The organism is Bacillus sp. L_1B0_5, assembly GCF_000836715.1.
Classification (GTDB): domain Bacteria; phylum Bacillota; class Bacilli; order Bacillales; family Bacillaceae_G; genus Bacillus_A; species Bacillus_A thuringiensis_S.
In genome coordinates, this window is sequence record NZ_JXIS01000131.1 from 1 (window position 1) to 902 (window position 902).

A 902-nucleotide genomic window follows, 5' to 3' on the forward strand; every position below is an offset into this window, starting at 1 on the left:
GGTGCAAACAATGGATAACTAAATGAAAATAAAAATAAACCATTGAGTTCTTCCTCAACAGTTGCGTTATAAATATTTTTATCTAAAGCCCCTATACCATTGTGTGTAAAATCAGTCTCATTTGGTTTATATAAAGTAATCATTTATATCTCCACCTAGGTCGAATTTCCATAAATTGAATTTCTCCTGACCACTCTATTGTATTTTCTCCTACGTTGAATATAGGGAACTGCCCAACCATTTTATTATTCATTGATATGGTATCGGTATATGCTTCAAGTATTTCTGAGTCTATGACAACAGAACCATTCACATCTTTTATTTGAAAAGAGACGTCATTGATTGTTATACGGAAAGTACCATTTCCCACAATCCAAAACTTAGGATCAGATTCAATTGTACCTGGATTATAAATTACACCAGGTTTGGTGAGCTTTAGATTTACATCCTCTGTATATTCAAAGGGATCTAGCTTAAAATCCACTTCAAATTCACCGTGTTCTTCAATTTCATTTACAATATCACCTACTACAACATGTTTAATTTTTCGATACACATCATCATCAGTAAAATATAATGTTTTTCCATTCATCAACCAAGCCTTCATACGTCGCACTAACGGCTTAATATTCTCTTCTTCAAGCATATTGAACTTTATTTTTAAAGGGACGTCTTTAAACGCCCCTTTTTTTGTAAGTGAACCATGTCTACCAGACACTTCAATATGTTCTACTTCTTGTTCTGCTGTAGGAATAACAGGGCGTCCTACTATACATATTCCGTAGTCACTTGCCAACTGATTATCGATACCTATGTCTAGCAATTTAAGTCCTCCCTATTCCTATTTTTGAATTACGCCCTTTTTGAGCAAGTGCATCATCTATTTTTCCGACCATGCGGTC

Annotated in this window: 1 protein-coding gene; it reads right to left on the minus strand. The window is 34.4% G+C overall.

The features are described from left to right. Positions 1-139 precede the first annotated feature (139 nt). Entirely contained in the window at positions 140-823 is a 684-nt protein-coding gene (locus RT27_RS29245; RefSeq protein ID WP_043938608.1) for a phage tail domain-containing protein, read from the minus strand. Positions 824-902: the final 79 nt, after the last annotated feature.